The organism is Nostoc sp. UIC 10607 (assembly GCF_047228265.1).
GTDB classification, from domain to species: Bacteria; Cyanobacteriota; Cyanobacteriia; order Cyanobacteriales; family Nostocaceae; genus Nostoc; species Nostoc foliaceum_A.
This window is the reverse complement of record NZ_JBIQNW010000017.1, coordinates 51,654-71,999: the sequence shown is the minus strand read 5'-3', so window position 1 is coordinate 71,999 and position 20,346 is coordinate 51,654. Positions and strand designations below refer to the sequence as shown.

Here is a 20,346-nt window from a genome sequence, read left to right as displayed (position 1 = left end):
AACTCAGTGAAATTCTACTGACTTTTATTGTGACATTTTGAAAATTTAGATTGCGACTAATTACTTTAAATAACTTAGTAAAGCAAAAATTCGCCTACGAGTATCAGCAAAAGACCTACGCCCGTGTAAAAATCTTGAGTTATCAATCATTACTAAATCACCTGTTTGCCACGGTATTACACCAGTTAACCTATTGATAACTTCGTTAATTTGATTAATAACTATTACAGGAATCGGTGAACCGTCTTCAAAAGTTACTGTTCCTCTAGGATTTTTATACTCGGCTATCAGACTGTTAGCAAATGCATTGTGATTACCATATTTTGTTTTTACCACAGCCGAGCAACAATATTCAATAGAAACAGATTGGTCGGAATTTATTTGATAATTTAACCCTTCAATATTATTCAGAGTTCTCTTGACATCAGCTATGGTTGCACCCGTTCCTAAAAAACGCTTCCAGTCAGTAACCGGGAATTTTTGCAAAAATCTAATTTTCCGAGAAATAAATAATTGTCTTAATTCTTCACTGAGATTCTGCCATACCTGAACACCATCCCAAAATAAAGTCTCACCTCCTTGGGATGCAGGCACAGCACAACAAAACCATACTAAATCAGGACGAAAAGGAGAATTAGCATTTTCAGAATGAGGACTTACATAGTGCATTCCTGGGTCTACTAACGTCACAAATTTATTACTTGAATCAATGATCGGTCTATCTTTATCCAGAACAAATCTAGAACTGAATTGTTGGGCAAAGTCTTTCATCTCTGTATGATTGACCTTAAACCCTCGAAAGAGCAGAATACCAAATGACTGGAATAGTTCTAAAGTATTTTTAACTGGTAGTTGCAAAATACTTTGATAATTTTCATTTTCAATTATATTGGCAGTACTAATAACTGCTAACTCAGTTCTCATCATATAATTCCAACTGCTAAGTTCTGATTTTACTTAATATTTGTTCTCGTGTACTTCGTCAATAATGATCTTTGTTTTTGCACGCGATCGCGTATTCGGTTAAAATTATCCTGGTTTTCTAGATTTTGATTCAAATACTGTGCCAAAGAGTTAATAGTTGGGTTTTGAAACAATTCAACAACTGATAATTCTCGCTGGAAAATATTCCGTAGTTTATGATTCACCTGAATTATCAGTAATGAATGGCCACCAAGGTCAAAGAAATTATCATTTACACCGACTTTCTCTAGATGCAATACTTCTTGCCAAACCTGAGCAATAGTTTTTTCTACATGAGATTGAGGAGACTGATAAGTTGTAGCTAATTGTGGTCGCAGTTCCTCTGGAACAGGTAAGGCACGACGGTCTAATTTTCCATTGGGTGAAAGCGGTAATTCATTTAATAGTATATAAGCAGAAGGTATCATATATTCGGGTAACTTTTCTTTAAGAAAATCCCGCACTTGATTGATAGAAAATTCACTCTGCTTATGGGTAATTACATAAGCGACTAAGCGGCGATCATTTGGAATATCTTCCCTGACAATAACTATCGTCTCTCGCACCTGGGGATGTTGGGACAACACTGCTTCAATTTCTCCTAATTCGATGCGGAAACCACGAATTTTCACTTGGTGGTCACAGCGTCCGAGAAACTCGATATTACCATCGCTTAAGTAGCGCGCTAAGTCTCCAGTTTTGTAAATGCAGGCATCTGGTTCATTGCTAAAAGAGTTAGGAATGAATTTATCAGATGTCAAATCTGGACGATGGAGATAACCTCGTGCCAATCCAGCACCACCGATGTACAATTCCCCGACGACTCCAATGGGTACTGGTTGTAAGTTGAAGTCTAAAATATATGCTTGGGTATTGGCAATGGGACGACCAATAATTGATGATTTGCTTAACCCTTTTTGCACTAAGGCAAATGTAGAATAGGTGGTTGCTTCTGTGGGGCCATAAAGATTAAATACTTGCCTAGTTGGGTGATCTTGGTATAGTTGTTGTACCAGCTGATGGGGAAGAGGTTCCCCAGCCAAGTTAATGATCTTTACGCCATTTGGTATACCATTCATTCTGACTAATTCGGCGATTACTGAAGGCACTGAATTCAGCAAAGTGACATTTTCAGCAGTAGATAAAGTAGGTAAATGTAAAATATTTTCAGCTAAAATTACCCGACCTCCCCAACACAGAGGCGCAAACAATTCAAACACTGAAAGGTCAAAGTTAATAGAGGTGGAGGCGAGGACACCAGCAAGTTGCTCTGGAGTGTATACTTCTCGCGCCCAGTATAAGAAGTTAACTGTACTGCGGTGTTCTACCGCTACACCTTTTGGTTGACCTGTAGAACCAGAGGTATAGAGGATATAGGCTAGGTCTGTCGGTTTAGTATTTGTAGTTGGGTTGGATTGGTTTTCTCGGCTGATAGCTTTCCAGTCTGTGTCCAGAGGGACTACAAGAGCGTTATGTTGAGGAAGCTCTGCTATTAACTTCTCGCTGGTCAACAGCACTTTTAATTGAGTATCCGCCAGCATAAAAGCTAATCGCTCTTGCGGATAGGTAGGGTCTAAGGGCACATAAGCACCACCTGCTTTCAAAATTGCTAAAAGTCCCACTACTATCTCAATGGAACGTTCTATGCAGATACCCACTAGTGTTTCTGTACCTAATCCTAAGCTTCCCAGATAGTGCGCTAGCTGATTAGCTCGACAATTTAACTCTTTGTAGGTTAATTGCTGATTTTCAAACACTAAGGCAACTGCATCTGGTGTACGTTCTACCTGCTGCTCAAATAACTGATGAATACAAAGGTCAAGCGGGTAGTTTGTCTGGGTCTGATTCCAATCAACTATTAACTGGTGTTTTTCAGATGCTGTTAACAAAGGCATCTCTGCAATACAAGAGTCGAGATTGGCAGTTATGCCTTCCAACAAAGTTTGAAAATGCCCCAGCATCCGAGTCATAGTATCTGCGTTAAACAGATCAGTGTTGTACTCTAGGGTTGTAAACAATCCTTGCTTTCTATCTTCGATAAACAGAGTTAAATCGAATTTTGCCGTCCCACTATAACCCTCTTCAGTGGTTATCGATATATCTGATAATTTTGGGGTCGGTAGAGGCATATTCTGGAGGACGAACATTACCTGAAAGAGTGGGTTATAACTCAGGTCTCGTGTCGGTTGTAGTGCCTCGACTAACTTCTCGAATGGCATGTCTTGGTGAACATAGCCAGCTAAGGCTGTTGACTTAACCCGTGCTAATAATTCTCTATAACTGGGTTCGCCAGAAAGGTCGGTACGCAATACCAAAACATTGACAAATAATCCAATTAATGAATCAATTTCACTGCGGTTGCGGCTGGCAATTGGCGAACCCACGAGGATGTCTGTTTGGCCTGTGTACCGATAAAGTAAGATTTTGAAGGCTGTCAGCAAGGTCATAAACAAAGTTACGCCTTCTTGATGACTCAGCTTCTTCAGTTCCGTAGCCAGGGTTTGAGGCAGAATTAATTTAGCTTGAGCGCCTTTGAAGGTTTGAATTGGCGATGTCTGATGACAAGAAGCAAAGCTTCTACGCGGCCGGTCTGTTGGTAAATTCAATATAGGCAGTTCACCACCTAATTGCTGTTGCCAATATGTCAATAGGGGTTGCATACGCTCATACAACCACTGTCGCTGCCAAGAGGTAAAATCTAAATACTGGATGGGTAGTTCAGCCAGTGGTGAAGGTTTGCCATGAGAAAATGCCTCATACAATTCTGCTAATTCTCGGATGAGAATTCCCATAGACCAACCATCAGCAATAATGTGGTGTATGTTGAGGAGCAGCTTATACTCTTGAGAACCCAAGTGCAGAAGTTTAGCACGCAAGAGTAGTTGACAAGTGAAGTCGAACGGCTGCTGCGCGAATTCTGTAGCTATACATTGCAGGTCGTGTGACGTTACATCCTCAACTGACAGATTTAACTGTACTGCTGTATTGATAACCTGAACAGGTTTGCCTTCATCTAAAATAAAGTTTGTTCGCAATACTTCGTGGCGGTGGATAATTTCGTTCAGGCTTTGAGTTAGTGCCGCAACATTGACGTGTCCCGTTAAGCTAATAACAACAGGGATGTTATATGCAGGAGTATTAGGCGCTAACTGATTAATAAACCATAGTTGTTGTTGAGCAAAAGATAGAGGATAAGCAGATGTAGTTCTCTGTATTTGAGTTATCGATACTGATGAGGTGGAAGTTGTTGTCAGTTGAGATAGGATTTTTGTAGAGAGCGATCGCGTACTCAAGTTTTCAAAGAAGTCTGCTACAGATATCTCAACTTCTAAGTCAGCCTCTATTCGGTTTTTTAACTCAAAAACTCTTAAAGAATCTAATCCCAAACTGCTTAACGGCTGTGTTGGGTTGACTTCATCGGGTGCTATTGTCAACACCCGCGCCACTTGCTCTATAAGATACGACTCTAATAATGGCTGAGACTCGCGGGGGGAAAGTGCCAAGAGTTCAGCACGTTGCAACCGATTTTCTTTTCCTGCAACCTCGACACTTTCGAGAATGCTACTGCCAATTACATCCAGCTTACCTGCCAGAAAATCTGCTTTCGTAGCGCGGCGTTGAATCTTGCCACTAGAGGTTTTGGGAATTGTACCGCCTTTAATTAGGACTACGCCATAGACTTGGACTTCATGTTCTTCAGTCACCGCCTGACGAATGGCTGCGGTTACTTCATCAATATTTGGTTTGGCGCGAAACTCCAACTCTTGGACTACAACGAGCTGTTCTTCATCACCAACTTCTACAGAAAAGGCTGCACTACTACCAGAACGTAACAATGGATGACTGCATTCTGTAGTTAGTTCTATATCCTGTGGGTAAATATTTCGACCGCGAATAATAATTAAATCTTTGGCTCTACCTGTAACAAAGAGTTCTCCATTGTCCAAAAAGCCTAAGTCGCCAGTGCGTAGAAATGGCCCCTCTTGCGTATCTTTTAAATAGGCGTGGAAGGTTTGCTCTGTTTCCTCTGGACGATTCCAATAACCTTGACCAATACTTGGCCCTGATATCCAAATTTCCCCGACTTCATCTGGTTGACAACGAGTCAAAGTTTCTGGATGAGCAATGACAATTTGCTGTTGCGGAATGCTTTGACCACAACTAACAAAGCTTTGGCTATCTTCAGTCTCTGCAATAGCTTCAATGACCTGATTTTTGGATAAGGCAGATTTTTCAACAGGTTTAACACGAGGTAAGACTGTTTTGATACTGCCGGAAACCATGAGGGTTGCCTCTGCCATGCCGTAACAGGGGTAAAAAGCTTCTTTACGAAAGCCACACTCGGCAAAAGTTTCTGCAAACTGTTCTAAAGTATCTTGACGGATAGGTTCAGCACCATTAAAAGCTACACTCCAACTGCTCAGATCAAGAGATGAGCGTTGCTCTGGAGTAATCTTTTGAATACACAGTTCATAGGCAAAATTAGGCCCGCCACTTGTGGTGCCTTTGTATCTAGAAATAGCCTGCAACCAGCGATAAGGACGTTGTAAAAAAGATGTTGGGGGCATTAAGATGCAAGGAAATCCACCATATAAAGGTTGCAATATCCCACCGATGAGTCCCATATCGTGGTATGTGGGTAGCCACGAAACAAATTTGCTGGTGGGAGAATGTTCCATGATTTGGTAAGTCGTGGCAGCATTGTGTAGCAAGTTGCCATGACCAAGCATTACGCCTTTAGGTGTGCCAGTAGAACCCGATGTATATTGCAGAAAAGCTAAAGTATTAATATTGATTAAAGGTTCTTGCCAAGAATTTTCTATATCTGGCGTTAAGTTATCTGTTGTTAGCCACTGAAGATTTCCGCAGTTAGTCTTGTCTGCAAGCAGGGATTGGATTGTGGGGAGCAGAACTGTTGTAGTTAGAGCAGTTTTCGCTTGTGCATCTGCCACAATCGCTTCTATTCTCGGTGCTTTGCGCTGATTGCGCGGTGGGTAAGCCGGTATAGCTACTACGTCGGCATACAAACAACCAAAAAAAGCGACCAGATAATCTAATCCTGGTGGATACAGCAGTAAAGCACGTTCTCCACTTAATCCTAGTGCTTGTAGTTGTGCTGCGATCGCGCGAGAACACCTATCTAAATCTCGATAAGTCAGTGTTGTTTCTAGCGTTTCTCCATCTTGGAGGAACGTGAAAGCAACTATGTCTGGCTGGTGTATTGCTCTGTAACGTAGTAGATCAACAATCGTAGAACAGCTAAGGGAAACCTCTCCTACGCCTAATTCATTAAAAGGTCGAGCCATTGTACTTTTAAAACCCTGAAGCACACTAAAAATTTTTGATGGCGCCTAATAGCGCAAGGCGGAATTCTGTTAGACCGCACTCAGTTGCCAGATTGCCGTTGTCGTAAATGCGGATAAATCGCTAGGCTTTCCTGCAAATTTCAATGTAGTTTATTGCAATTTATTTTCAATTAACTATCTCACCTTAATGCAATTCACTCGAATTTACAATCCCAAAATAATAAATAGTATTTATCATTACCCCAAAAATTTAATTAGTTTACTTTTTAATTAAATTTTTATATCTTTAGATAGATGACAAGCTTTTTTATGATTAATTCATCATCTGTGTATAACAACAACTACCTTCTCATATGCCTACTAAATAACCTAGAACCATTGCGGGGATAGGATCTTCCGCTAAAAAATGCACGTTCATGGTTCATCATGATCAATGATTAGGGGAACAGAGATTTTTGGGATACTTGCCCAAAGCCAGGTATTTATGATAAGTATTTTTAATAAAGTTGATTTTGATTAGGAAATATTTGCATTTAGCTAATGACTATTAGTTAAAAAAATATGCAAATTTATTGCAAGAGATGACAGTGTTGTTGCAAACAACATGACGTTTGCTATTGGGTGTGAGGCAAAAAATGAAATTAGAGCAATTACTGCAAAGCCTGTTACTTACAAGCTCAGTTGTCGTATTAGTAACAACTCCAGCTAATAGCGAGGAGATACCAACTCAACAAGTGCAGCGCCACAGCAGATCAACTGGTGCGGGTACGAGTTCTTCCACTCCAGTACAGTTAGTTAAACTAAACACAGAGATTCCACAATTGAGTGAGATCAAACCTCCACTCATCAGTGCCGATAAGTTAGTGCAATCGCCAACACCAGGTGAAGCAGGTTCTCAAAATGTTGTGGAAGTTACGGGAGTTAAGATTAATCCCATCGACAACAAACTGGAAATTATTCTAGAGACTCCGAGAGGAGAACAGTTGCAAGTAACACAAAAGGAGCAAGGCAATACATATATTGCTGACATTCCTTCATCGCAACTGCGCTTACCATCAGGAGGCAATACGTTCCGGCAAGAAAACCCCGTTGCAGGGATCACTGAAGTCACAGTAACGAACGTTGATGCCAACAGTATCAGGGTGACAGTAATCGGTGAGGCGGGTGTACCAGTAGTAGAGCTATTTGATAGTGATGAGGGTCTAATTTTTGGTCTGACATCGGTTGCATCTTCAGCCCAAACTCCCCAGACTCCAGAGGTTCCACAGCAAACACCACAGACTTCTCAGACTCCAGAAGTACAACCAACACCACAGCCAGAAACCCAAACCGAACCGAGTGAACCAGCAGCCGAGACAGAAGAACCGATAGAACTGGTAGTGACAGGTGAACAAGATGGATATAAAGTACCAAATGCTTCAAGTGCTACAAGAACCGATACTCCCATTCGAGACACTCCTGCATCAATTCAGGTAATTCCTCAACAGGTCTTAAAAGATCAGCAGGTGCTACGACTCCCCGAAGCTTTGCGTAACATTAGTGGTTACTCCGAAGAAGGTGGTTTTGGTGATACTAGAGAACAATTTAGCCTGCGAGGCTTTTCGGTTTCAGGTTTGTCAGACAGTCAGATATTTCAAGATGGTTTTAGAGTATTTAACCAGCAAGGTTTAATAGAAACTGCCAATCTGGAGCGAATTGAAATTCTCAAAGGCCCAGCTTCAATTCTGTTTGGTAGTCTAGAACCAGGCGGTATAGTTAATTTGGTGACAAAAAGACCTTTAGCGGAGCCTTATTATGGAGCTGAATTATCTATAGGCAGTGATGGATTCGTTCGTCCAACTCTTGATGTTTCAGGACCACTAAATACAGATAAAACTGCACTTTATAGACTAAATACAGTTTATGAAACTGGAAGAAGGTGGAGGGGAGATTTTGATACTGATATCAGTCGATTCTTTATTGCACCTGTAGTGGATTTCAAGCTTGGCGATCGCACTGAGGTAACATTAGATTTAGACTATCTCAACGACGAGCGCCCTTTTGATCGGGGACTAATAGAGGTAAATGGCGGTGTAGCGGATATTCCCCGCGATCGCTTAGTCTTAAGTACCCCCAAAGATTTCCTCCGCCAAGAAAATCTTTCTACTGGCTATCGACTATCACACCAATTTAATGATGATTGGACTATTCGCAATGCCTTTCGTTATTCAAAAACAGATTACCTAGACTATCGAGCTGAAGCTAGAAGCTTAGATGATGAGACAGGTGAGCTTTCGGGTCGTTATTTCTTCTCTCGAGAAACTTATGAAGAAAGCTATGGACTACAAACAGATGTTGTCGGCAAATTTACAACAGGCTCAGTCAAGCATACTCTCGTATTCGGGGTTGATTTAACCAGAAATACATCTGATGGTAATGTCCGTAGAAGTGAAAACGGATTTATCCCATCAATCAATATTTTCAATCCAGTTTATCCAGATATTACTCGCCCCAATCGTTTAGAACTGAATTTAGACCAAGATTATACAATCCGCACAGACCGACTTGGTATTTTCTTACAAGACCAAATTGCATTTACGGATAATCTGAAAATTTTAATTGGAGGCCGTTTCGATAGTGTAGACTTTCGCTATGATGACCCTGTTAGTGAATTTTTAGCAGAGCAGAGTCAGCAAGCGTTTAGTCCTCGTGTTGGTATTGTTTATCAACCAATTGAGCCAATTTCCCTTTATGCTAACTTCACCCAATCATTTAACCCCAACTACTTTGACATAACGGCCGATGGTTCACCGTTGGAACCAAGCCGCGCCACACAATATGAAGTTGGGATCAAAGGTGAGTTATTTGACGGTAGACTTGCAGCCACTCTTGCTGCTTACCAAATCACCAAGACTAACATTCCTACGACTGATCCTGATAATGAAGACTTTTCTGTTGCTATTGGTGAAGCTAGAAGTCGAGGGATTGAGTTAGATATTACAGGCGAAATTCTTCCAGGCTGGAAAATTATTGCTTCCTATGGTTACACAGATGCAATTATTACGGAAGATCAAAATATTGTGTCAGGGACTCGTCTTGCCAATGTTCCTAGAAACGCAGCTAGTCTTTGGACTAACTATGAGTTTCAACAAGGGTCTTTAGAAGGACTTGGTTTTGGATTTGGGATCTTTTATGTTGATCAAAAGTTTGGAGATGATACGAGTGACCCTTATTTTATTCCGAGTTATATCCGCACGGATGCGGCAATTTATTATCGACGCAATACCTGGCGAGCTGGCATTAATATCAAGAACCTGTTTGATGTGACCTATTTTGAATCTGGTGCTAACGTTGGTAACTCCATTGAAGTAGGTGCGCCGTTAACAGTTATCGGGACATTGGCAGTGGAGTTTTAGATTGTCTCATACTTCAAGTTGAACCAAATCAACTTTTCTCAATGTATAAAATTCGTCGTGTGATAGGGTTATTATTTGGGTTGACGTTTCTGGCGATCGCTCTATTTTCTGTTGACGCTGGCAATTTATCTCAAAATCTGACTAAATCTCGTAATTTACAACCTCCGGAGTGCAGAATAGTCAAGCACCTCATGGGTGAAACCTGCGTTCCTATTAACCCACAACGGATAGTAGTACTAGACGATCTAAGCTTAGAAATCGCCCTTGTTTTGGGATTTAAACCCGTAGGTGCTACTGACTGGTTGGGAAATTTCCCCCCTTATTTACAGAAAAAAATTCAAGGAGTGGGAAGCATTGGTGATGCTGAGCAACCCAACTTGGAAAAGATTCTGATGCTTAAGCCAGACGTGATTCTTTTTGCCTCCCATGCCGCAGCCCAAGAAACCTTATACAATCAACTGTCCCAAATTGCACCGACAGTTGGCTACCAATGGTATGACGGCGTTTATCGTTGGCAGGAATGCTTTCAATCGTTCGCTGAAGCATTGGGTAAATCATCTGAGGCTGATATTGTCATAAATAATTATCAGCAACGGCTAGAAAAGTTAAGACGGGCATTAGGCGATCGCCTTTACACAACAGAGGTTTCCCTGGTGAGGATTTACCCAGATAGAATCCGCCTTCGAGGGGAAGGGCAACATCTATGTAGTAGAGTAATTCAGGATTTGGGCTTACCTCGTCCTCCTGCTCAAAAAAAGGGGATGGATATCTCGCTTGAGAGCATTAACTATGCAGACGGGGATGTGATCTTTCTGCAACAGCACGCACAAGCAAATAACTATCAACACATTACTAATCATCCCTTGTGGCTAAAACTGAATGCAGTTAAGTCGGACAAAGTTTATGAGGTAGGTGATGATTATTGGCATGGTGGTAGCTACATCGCTGCCAATCTAATTCTTGATGATCTGTTTAAATATTTAGCAGAGTAACAGTAATAGTTATGCCTAAACACACTCTATTCGTTTGTAAATCTTGCCATATGTCCGATGAGGAACCATTAGACAATCAACATAAAGATGGTATACGTTTATTAGCGCAACTAAACACTTTATCTAGGGAAAAATGTCCATCATCACAACTGGATATTAAGCCTGTAGGATGTATGTGGGCTTGTGATCATGGCTGTGTTGCGGCTATTTCTAGCCCGAAAAAACCTACCTATCTCATCGTTGATCTTCGACCTGATGAAAGTGCTCCAGCATTACTGGAACTTATGGAACTTTACATCAGTAATAACAAAGGAGGGATTCCTTATGAAAAAATCCGGGAACTATTGCAACCTGATACTTTTGTGCAAATTCCTCCTATATTAATTGAAGAAAATGCCGAATGATTATTACTAAAAATTATGCAATACAATTACATATCACCTGATACATTGCATTATGGCAGTTACCGCAATTCCTTTACCTTATTGTTAAGCCAGTCTCCAAAATACTGCTTGCTGATAGCTAAATCTTTATGAAAATTGGACTACAGCAATACTGGAACTTACTTGTAGACTATCTCAATCCCCAAAAAGGAAGAGTTGCCAAATTTGCGATCGCTCTCCTCGCCAGCATCGGACTACAATTAGTCAACCCCCAAATTCTCCGTTATTTCATCGATACAGCCGTAGCTGGTGGTTCTGGACAAAGTTTATTCTTCGCCGCCTTACTATTTACTGGTGTAGCTTTAATTACTCAACTGATCACAATCGCTGCAACCTATTATGGCGAAAACGTTGCTTGGAGAGCCACCAACGCCTTACGTGCTGACTTAGTTGAGCATTGCTTGCAACTAGACTTATCCTTTCATAAATTCTCTACACCCGGTGAATTACTAGAGAGAGTAGACGGTGATGTTCACACTCTGTCGCAATTCTTCTCCAAATTTACCGTTTACATCTTGGGTAATTTGCTGTTGATGTCGGGTGTGATTGTAGTTCTATTTGCCGAAGATTGGCGTGCTGGTTTAGCGATCGCATTTTTTACTTTAACAGCATTATCTACTTTAATTCGTCTACGTTCTATTGCCGTTCCCCATTGGAGAAGTTATCGCCAAATTAGTGCTGATTTTTTTGGTTTCGTCGGTGAACAAATCGCCGGGATGGAAGATGTGCGGGCGAATGGAGCCAAAAGCTATGTTATGCACCGCTTCCACAAAATTTTGCAAGGCTGGTTACCTATCTTTCACAAAGCACGTTTTGCTAGTACTATTCTTTGGGGTACAACTAACGGTATCTTTACTTTAGGAACTGCGATCGCCTTAAGCGTTGGTGCTTACCTTTGGAGTCAAAATATTATTACCATTGGCACAGTATATCTACTGTACTATTACACCAATTTACTTAGTGAACCGATTGAGCAAATTCGGGACCAATTTGAAGACTTACAACAAGCAGAAGCCAGTATTTATCGCATTCAAGATTTACTCAAAGTTAAATCTAAACTCAGTACAGAAGGCGAACAGCAACTTCCTCAAGGCGCACTTTCCGTAACTTTTGAGAACGTCTCATTTGGCTACGATGATCGAGAATTAGAGATTGGGGATTTAGTACTGCAAAATATATCTTTTAATCTACCTGCTGGTCATTTACTGGGTTTACTAGGACGTACAGGTAGCGGTAAGTCTTCCCTGGCGCGGTTATTACTTAGGTTATATGATCCCCAATCAGGCTCAATTCACTTGGGAGGAGTGCCGATTAACCAAACTCCTTTAACAGATTTACCTCAAAAAGTGGGATTAGTCACTCAAGATGTCCAACTGTTTCAAACTACAGTTCGTAATAATCTCACCTTTTTTAACCAGAATATCAGTGATGAACGCATATATGAAACCTTAGAAATTTTGGGATTGTCAGAATGGCTGCACTCATTACCCAAAGGCTTAGAAACAAATTTAGGGCCAGATAGTAGCGGCTTATCTGCGGGACAGGCGCAGTTACTCGCATTTACGAGAGTATTTCTCAAAGACCCTGGTTTAGTAATTCTAGACGAAGCCTCTTCTCGCCTCGATCCCATGACAGAAAAACTGATTGAAAAGGCTGTAGACAAGTTATTAGCTGGGCGTACAGGGATTATTATTGCTCATCGTTTAGCGACTGTAGAAAGAACAAATCAAATTTTAATTTTAGAACAGGGTCAAGTTATTGAATATGGTCAACGAGAAAAATTAATTAAAAACCCTCACTCACATTTTACCAAATTATTAAAAACTGGTTTGATCGATTTATTAAACTAATACTCTTCTCTTTGTAAATTACGAATTACGAATTACGAATTACGAATTATAAAATATCATGGTGTCAACAAAAAAGCTCAGAAGTTGGGAATTATTATGGCAACTGATTTGGTACAAACCAAAATTATACACAATTGACTCCTGCTTCTGGATTTTAATTATGGGGTTGCCTGCCCTACCTGGATTAATTATCCGGGAATTCTTCAACAGCTTGACTAACAAGGCGCAATTCGGATTATCACCTTTGACTTTAATTGCATTATTACTAGCTCTTAATTCGGGACACATCGCGCTTATATTTGCGGGGCGTGTTACCAAAACTCAGCACCGTTTCATTATGCGGTCATTACTGCGACATAATTTGTTAGATCGCCTTTTTAAAAATCCTACAGCACGACCAATGGCTGTTAGCAAAGAGGCTGAAAAAACTGTATCTCAGGGTGAAATAATTAGCTACTTTCGTGATGATGCTGAACAAGTAGAAGAAAATGTGGCATTGATATCAGAACTTTTAGGACAAGGTATATTTTCTGTTATTTCTTTAGTAATTTTATTAAGTATCAATGTCCAAATGACATTGTTTGTGTTTCTGCCAGTGGTGGGGATGGTAGTGATTGTTCAACGAGCAGAAACTCGTATTAAACAGTATAGAACAGCCAGCCGCGAAGCAACCGAAAAGGTGACAGGAATTTTAGGCGAAATATTTGGCTCAGTACAAGCGATTAAAGTAGCTGGAGCAGAAGAAAATGTGCTGGATTACTTTCGCACCCTCAATGATAAACGCCGCCATATGATGATTAAGGATAGCCTATTCAATGCTATTCTGAATTCTCTATTTCAAAATATGGTGAGTCTGGGGACAGGGATAATTCTGCTGCTGGCTTCCCAATTAATGCAGAGTGGTGTTGGTAAGTTGACAGTGGGTGACTTTGCTTTGTTTGTGTATAACCTTTCGTTTGTAACTAGCTTTTTTAATTTTCTCGGCGGCTTTATGGCTTTGTCTAAGCACACAGAAGTTTCTTTTGAACGTATGGCTAGTTTACTGACTGATGTATCAGTAGATACTTTGGTAGCTCCTAATCAACTTTATCTTAATCACCTGAATGGTCGCAAAAAACTCTTGCCCTCAGTAGAACAACCGTTGAGGAATAAAAGCGATAAGTTTGACGGCATGGCTAGCGCTTACCATTTGCAATCATTAAAAGTATCTAATTTAACTTATATTTATCCTGGTACTAATCAAGGAATTACAAATATTAGCTTTGAGATGCAGCGTGGTAGTTTGACTGTGATTACTGGTCAGATTGGTTCTGGCAAAACTACATTGTTGCGGCTATTGTTAGGATTATTACCTATGCAAAGTGGATGCATTTACTGGAATGGTCATCTTATTGAAGACCCCGCCAGTTTCTTTGTTCCACCTCGCAGTGCTTATACTCCCCAAATTCCTCAATTGTTTAGCTACACCCTGCGAGAAAATATTTTGTTGGGCTTGTCTAAAGATGATGAAGATATCGCTACAGCTTTAAACATGGCTGTGTTTGAGCAAGATTTAGCAACTATGAATGAAAGTCTAGAAACTTTAGTTGGTTCTAAAGGTGTGCGACTTTCTGGTGGACAAATACAGCGTGTAGCAGCCGCGCGGATGTTTGTGCGTCAACCGGAATTGTTGGTGTTTGATGACCTTTCTAGCGCTTTGGATGTGGAGACAGAATTGGCTTTATGGTCGCAAATATTCTTTAACAGCACAGAACCAGAGCAAAATAATTGGACACCGACCTGTCTTGTGGTTTCTCATCGGCGTTCAGTCTTGCGCCGCGCCGATCAGATTATTGTGATGAAAGCAGGGAGAGTGGAAGCGCAAGGGAAGTTAGATGAAATTCAGTAGACCGAAAACTTTTGCGATGCCATCAGCGGGCGTAATCGCTCTCCAATACGAGATTTAGCTTTCCTGTTTCGATTTCGTAGCGGTGGTTTGCCAACAATTACTGAATCTCTTTTTTTTCTGCAACAGCGTCTGCATCGGCTTTCGGATGTAGCTTTGTTGTTTTCTTCCAACTGATGTCAGCGGCATCGAACAAGTCATAGTAACTTTGTTTTGACTCATAAACCACGTCGTATTCAAAAGCTAACTTATACTCTAGTTCTCCAAGCTCCCAACAGTGCTTGGTTTGCAACCATCTCAATACTTCTTCTCGTTGTTCGCTACTCAAGTAGCTTTTCTTTTCTTTGTGGTTTAACCGTAGTCCATCAACTCCATTCTGTTCATAGGCTTGTTTCCAACCTGTTATCGAGCCTAAAGACACATCTAAAATAGTTTTGATTTCTTCGTACAAGTAATCTTGGTTAAAATGGAACGTCCAATCTTATACTTAGCCATCACTAACCACGGCTTTGGACATACTACCCGCATGGCTTCTGTAGCTGCGACAATTCAAAAATTATGTCCAGAAGTTCTGCTAATTATGGTGACTACAGCCCCGCGCTGGTTGCTAGAGTGCTACATAGAAGGCGATTTTATCTATCGTCCCCGTGCATTTGATTTGGGTGTAGTGCAAACCGATAGTTTGACAATGGATAAAGTAGCGACTTTAGAAAAGTTGCTAGATATTAAGAAACAACAAAATTCGCTCATTGCTTCAGAAGTAAATTTTATCCGCCAAAATCGCGTTAATCTGATTTTGGCAGATATTCCCTTCCTTGCTCCTGGGTTTGCCAAAGGTGCAAATATTCCCTGCTGGATGATGAGTAACTTTGGCTGGGACTTTATCTACCGAGATTGGGGAGGTGAATTTACCGCAGTTGCAGATTGGATTAGTGATTGGTATTCAAAGTGCGATCGCTTATTTCGTCTTCCCTTCCACGAACCGATGCAGGCTTTTCACAATATCACAGATGTTGGCTTAACAGGCGGTTCCCCCCGTTACCCTGCTGATGATTTACGTTCTCTTTGGGGAATAACTGCACCAGTGGAAAAAACTATTTTGTTGACCTTTGGCGGCTTGGGTTTACAGCAAATTCCCTATGATAACCTGCGGCGGTTTCCAGATTGGCAATTTATCGTCTTTGATCAATCTGCCCCTAATTTACCTAATTTAGTGAAAATTAATGACCGCAAATACCGCCCTGTAGATTTTATGCCTATTTCTGGGCGAGTTGTTTCTAAACCTGGTTACAGTACTTTTGCTGAAGCCACACTATTAGCAGTACCCATTGTTACCATGCTGCGTGAGGACTTTGCTGAAGCAACATTTCTAATAGAAGGCATAACAAATTATAACCAGCATCAAATCATCACCCCATCTGAGTTTTGTCAAGGGACTTGGGATTTTCTACGTGAGTTACCTCAATCGCCAAAGCAATCTGAACCAATTACTAAGGATGGTAATGAAGCGATCGCTCACGCTATTATCAACTATTTTCGCAGTAATTAAACTTTACTTAATTTACAACATCGAATAAACTGCTAGCTTTCCTATAAGGAGGTTATAGCCGTTTTCAATTATGTAAAATACAGTAGGGGCGCACATCTGTGCGCTTTAAGCGCGTATTGCATACAAACGATAACCGCTATAAACTTTAGTGATATGGTGGGAAAATCATCCAAACTAAAAAATTAACGGTTATTAGTCAATAATCAATCAAATTTACAGATGACTCACTACCAAAAGTTACTAAAAATTTCCACCACTGGTAAATCTTTTTACAATATCACTGCGAAAATTGAAGCTACAGTTGCAGAATCAGGAGTTGAAACTGGTCTTTGTACTTTATTTTTACGCCACACTTCAGCCAGTTTAGTCATCCAAGAAAATGCCGACCCCGATGTACTTGTGGATTTAGCTAACTTTATGGCAAAACTCGTCCCAGAATCGGGAAAATACATCCACGATGCAGAAGGTCCCGATGATATGCCAGCACACATTCGTACTGCACTCACCCAAACTTCTGAACATATTCCCATTAATCGTGGTCATCTGGTACTGGGAACTTGGCAGGGAATTTATATTTGGGAACACCGCCAGCACAGTCATTTAAGAGAATTGGTTGTTCACATTTCTGGATAGCTGATTCTCAAGTTTTATTTAAGGTGGAGTTTTATAGAGTTTAAATACTCTAGTTATCCTGCCTAGCCTTTGGGTATAATCTCATAAACTCGCGGTGATATGCATTAAATAAATTTCGCCGTGATAGCTTTTTATTGAAAATTGATGATGCAAAATTAATCAGAATATAGACTAAAAATTTATGTAAATTTGTAAATTTAATAGTTAAGTTTATTTGTAATTATTTAATGTTCTAATTATTCTATTATAAAATAATATTTAATATAAGCTGTTTGGGCTATTTCAATTACTATGAAGCAAGAACTGGCACCAACTCATACTTTCCAATTTATTGATGAAATACTTGCCCAACAGTCTCTTACCCTATTATCACTTAATCCCCAAAAGACATTAATTACCAGTTTTGCAGAGTTGGGGGATTTGATTACTGAACAAAATATCGACATTGAAATTTTCACAGCGCTTCGAGAAACTCTTGAAAGCATAGTCCGTACTCAGTTGCAAAACTTCCCAGAAAATATCTTCTGGGATTTTGATTTTATGGTGAGTAGTATGCTCAGACAAGCTTTAATAGCAGAAGAGGGTGCTGTTCCTTTTTTAAAGCTTTTTGGTAAAAGGATGGTCTCTCTGACAGAGATGTTCGGAAATAAAACGGAAATACGCTTCCGTTACGTTCACGATTTTATGTATGGATTTGAATGGGCAAGATGGGTACAAAAAGACCCACAAAAGCGCGAACATATAGAGCCTTTTAGTCTGGTTTTTTTGGATTATTTGCTCGTCAAAGGTAAGGAGATTTTACAACGGATTAATCACGGACAAATAACATCTTATAAACTATGTGATAGCGGCTACCGCAATCCATTCACATTTTCTCGTGAACCAGAAGATGAATACCGTCTACTAACTTATCTTGCTGAAGAACAACTGATTCCAGTGGCAGTGTGGAACTGGGATGATAGCCCTGTATGGAACAAACCTTTCCAGGAAATGCGCCAGCAATTAGCATTAAAATTAAATATTCAACCACAGAGACACTGATTAGCAATTAAAAATTGCTGAAGAAAATAATTATGAAAATTGCTGACTTAATTACTTGGTTTGAAACATGGGCAAATCCCGCTTGGTGTGAAAGCTGGGATAATTGCGGCTGGCAGATTGAACCAGGATTGTTGCAGCAAAAAGCACGGGTTTTAGTATGTTTGACACCGACTTTGGCAGTAATGCAAGAAGCGATCGCAGAAAATGCTAATCTGATTTTTGCTCATCATCCCTTGATTTTTACTCCTCCCAAATCTTTACGCAGTGGTGAAGCGATCGCAGAAATGGTACGGTTGTCCTTTAAGCACAATATTGGTATTTATACTGCCCACACGAATTTTGACCAAGTGCAAGATGGGACTGCTGATGTTTTAGCTCAGATTTTAGAACTTAAAGAAGTCACTCCCATAGAATCTACACAAGCAGGGTTAGGATATGGTCGTATTGGTTCGCTAGAGCCATTTATGACATTACAGGAGTTACTTGCAGCCATTCAAACGCGACTTGCTCCTCCTAATTTGATTTTTTCCCCAAGTGCTGATTTACAGCAAACAATTTCACGAGTTGCCGTTTTGGGTGGTTCGGGGGCTAGTTTTATTTCAGCCGTCGCCAAAAGTGGTGCTCAAGCTTATCTGACTTCTGACTGTAAATTTCATCAGTTTCAAGAAAGCCGCGATCGCAATCTCATTTTAATCGATGCTGGACATTACGCTACCGAACGTCCGGCTTGCGATCGCTTGGTGCAAAAATTCCAGTCTTTAAACCTAGACTGGGTGCAATTAAGTAAAAAGGATGAAGATTTCCGCCAGTTTTTGGATTGATTGCTTATGTTTCACTATATTTTTTGGATGCTTGTCTAAAATTTTTTTATTGCCAAACCATGTAGCTTTTAAACATTAATGCTGGGCAGGATTGTATTAAAATTTGACCGTATATCACTAAGCAGTCCCATCAACAACTCTTATTATGAAGCATTCTTGTGATATGAATCACTAATTACTTGTAACTATAATCACATGATACCAATGTTCCATATCAATTAGTAATACAGGAAAATGTTCCACACTTGAGGTAACAAATTGTTTACTCTGCCCTAACCGAGATGATTCGCACAATCATTGAATCTGCTTTCCAAACTGGATATCTTAGTGTTGAATCTGAGGGTTTACTCCATCAAGTGCTGGTAACTAAATGCTATCAGTCAGAGGATTTGCCAGTCATTGCAGCCCTATACGATGCAGTTCGCGCCGGTCAAATTAAACGGGAAGCATCCTCGTCGAATGCGCTCATAGAATTTCCCATACCATATAAATCTTGCTGATACTTCCACAGGGCAAGCAGGGGAGCAGGAACTTTGTGTAAGGAAGTCTTTCTCTTCTATGCCCCCACTCTTATCTCCTTTCGTTTTTCCTGAGTGCTGAATCCGGCAAAAATCTCAAAAACTCAAAACTCTTTGGATGTTGTTGTTGAAAACCATCAAGGTCAGCAAGAGAATGAGTTAAGATCAGATACACATGGGTAAAAGTAAAGCTAAGTCCCCGGACTTCCCAGTAATGCCAATGAGTAAAAGTAGGCAAGTTAAACAACCGCAATCAACGATTGTTTTGGAGTATTCTTTATTACATAATGGTAAGAATGACTCACCAACAAATATGAACCTGGTTAGGACAGGTTCCGAATTGTTTGACTTCTATGAAGCAGACATTCCGTAGAATGAGCCAGAAGGAGATTGATTTCATTGCTAGAGCAACTATTGATTTATTACCCAATATTTCCTAAGATTTTGACAAATATAAGCAAGTCTTGGGATTGGGTCATGAAGCGTAGTTGTTCCGAACAGTGAAATTAACCTCTTAAAGGTGTAATGTAATGGGGTAGAACCCAGATTTGACAGGTTTAACTACGTTGTTTAAAAAGGCAGAAACAGTACATGCTACACCGCAAGATTTATCAACTCTGTTGCGATGGGCGCGAGGTATGTGTTTTCTTGCGGGACCAGCAACGCTGGATTGAACGCGCCCGCATCATCGACATAGAGGGAGATTTAGTGACCCTACGCTATGAAACAGAAGAAGAGGACGAAGTTTGTTCTTGGGAAGAAATGGTTCGCCTCGAGAGCATTGGTGCTGTAACGCAAAAATTGGCTTCAGTACCGCGCGGGAATGTGGAACCTCTAATGACAGAAGACTGTCCCGAAGCTGAACGCATCCACAACCGTTACACTGACTCGAATCCAGAATAATTAGTCATTAGTCAATAGTCATTAGTCATTAGTCATTAGTCATTAAT

13 protein-coding genes and 1 pseudogene are annotated in these 20,346 nt (G+C 40.4%); 11 read left to right on the top strand and 3 right to left on the bottom strand.

What is annotated here, in order from left to right:
- Positions 1-60: 60 nt before the first annotated feature.
- Both ACEYW6_RS17060 and ACEYW6_RS17055 read right to left on the bottom strand, forming a co-directional pair.
- Complete coding sequence (locus ACEYW6_RS17060) at positions 61-927, bottom strand: TauD/TfdA family dioxygenase (protein ID WP_412980631.1); 867 nt, start codon at positions 925-927, stop codon at positions 61-63.
- A gap of 26 nt (positions 928-953) precedes the next feature.
- Entirely contained in the window at positions 954-6,269 is a 5,316-nt protein-coding gene (locus ACEYW6_RS17055) for an amino acid adenylation domain-containing protein (protein ID WP_412980630.1), read from the bottom strand.
- Positions 6,270-6,904: 635 nt separating this feature from the next.
- On the opposite strand from ACEYW6_RS17055, the gene ACEYW6_RS17050 reads away from it, so the two are divergent.
- From ACEYW6_RS17050 to ACEYW6_RS17030, 5 genes are all read left to right on the top strand, one after another.
- Positions 6,905-9,664: a TonB-dependent siderophore receptor gene (locus ACEYW6_RS17050; RefSeq protein ID WP_412980629.1), complete on the top strand. Its 2,760-nt coding sequence runs from the start codon at positions 6,905-6,907 to the stop codon at positions 9,662-9,664.
- Between the two features lie 41 nt (positions 9,665-9,705).
- The gene (locus tag ACEYW6_RS17045) at positions 9,706-10,656 is read left to right on the top strand and encodes an iron-siderophore ABC transporter substrate-binding protein (protein WP_412980628.1); all 951 of its coding nucleotides are present in this window, start codon (positions 9,706-9,708) and stop codon (positions 10,654-10,656) included.
- Positions 10,657-10,667: 11 nt separating this feature from the next.
- The gene (locus ACEYW6_RS17040) at positions 10,668-11,060 is read left to right on the top strand and encodes a DUF1636 family protein (RefSeq protein WP_412980627.1); all 393 of its coding nucleotides are present in this window, start codon (positions 10,668-10,670) and stop codon (positions 11,058-11,060) included.
- Between the two features lie 128 nt (positions 11,061-11,188).
- Entirely contained in the window at positions 11,189-12,949 is a 1,761-nt protein-coding gene (locus ACEYW6_RS17035) for an ABC transporter ATP-binding protein (protein ID WP_412980626.1), read from the top strand.
- 58 nt (positions 12,950-13,007) lie between these two features.
- Positions 13,008-14,837 (top strand): ATP-binding cassette domain-containing protein, encoded by a 1,830-nt coding sequence (locus ACEYW6_RS17030; protein ID WP_412980625.1) that lies wholly within the window; start codon positions 13,008-13,010, stop codon positions 14,835-14,837.
- Positions 14,838-14,937: 100 nt separating this feature from the next.
- Here ACEYW6_RS17030 and ACEYW6_RS17025 read toward each other — a convergent pair.
- Positions 14,938-15,294 (bottom strand): annotated as a pseudogene (locus ACEYW6_RS17025) (winged helix-turn-helix domain-containing protein); the annotation flags it as partial.
- A gap of 6 nt (positions 15,295-15,300) precedes the next feature.
- On the opposite strand from ACEYW6_RS17025, the gene ACEYW6_RS17020 reads away from it, so the two are divergent.
- From ACEYW6_RS17020 to ACEYW6_RS16995, 6 genes are all read left to right on the top strand, one after another.
- A complete protein-coding gene (locus ACEYW6_RS17020; RefSeq protein WP_412980624.1) occupies positions 15,301-16,383 on the top strand; it encodes a glycosyl transferase in 1,083 nt (360 codons plus the stop codon).
- Between the two features lie 219 nt (positions 16,384-16,602).
- Positions 16,603-17,016: a secondary thiamine-phosphate synthase enzyme YjbQ gene (locus ACEYW6_RS17015; RefSeq protein WP_190890618.1), complete on the top strand. Its 414-nt coding sequence runs from the start codon at positions 16,603-16,605 to the stop codon at positions 17,014-17,016.
- A gap of 291 nt (positions 17,017-17,307) precedes the next feature.
- Entirely contained in the window at positions 17,308-18,057 is a 750-nt protein-coding gene (locus ACEYW6_RS17010) for a hypothetical protein (protein ID WP_412980623.1), read from the top strand.
- A gap of 32 nt (positions 18,058-18,089) precedes the next feature.
- Positions 18,090-18,878, top strand: coding sequence for a Nif3-like dinuclear metal center hexameric protein (locus ACEYW6_RS17005; protein WP_412980622.1), 789 nt, complete (start codon positions 18,090-18,092; stop codon positions 18,876-18,878).
- Between the two features lie 281 nt (positions 18,879-19,159).
- Entirely contained in the window at positions 19,160-19,378 is a 219-nt protein-coding gene (locus ACEYW6_RS17000; RefSeq protein WP_190890622.1) for a hypothetical protein, read from the top strand.
- A 609-nt stretch (positions 19,379-19,987) separates the two neighbouring features.
- Positions 19,988-20,299, top strand: coding sequence for a DUF6679 family protein (locus tag ACEYW6_RS16995; protein ID WP_012408115.1), 312 nt, complete (start codon positions 19,988-19,990; stop codon positions 20,297-20,299).
- The last annotated feature ends 47 nt before the right edge of the window (positions 20,300-20,346 follow it).